Raw genomic sequence first — 229 nt, forward strand, 5'->3', positions numbered from 1 at the left:
AGAAACGCTTTCAGACCATATTTGGTAACCCAGACTTTTTCCTCACCGGAGGGAGTCAGGGGGACAGCGTCGGGATCGGAAAGAGTGGGGGCTGGGGTTTCGAGAGAAGTTTGTGTGTTGGATGAGGCTGAAGTTTCTGGTGAAGCTTGACTGGCTGAGTCGATTGTGTCTGTACCAGTTGTGGTTGCTGTTGTTGTTGGTGGTGTCGTTGCGTAGGAAGTATTGGCAG

It is taken from the genome of Clostridium sp. CAG:43 (genome assembly GCF_000434655.1).
GTDB lineage: Bacteria > Bacillota > Clostridia > Lachnospirales > Lachnospiraceae > Otoolea > Otoolea fessa.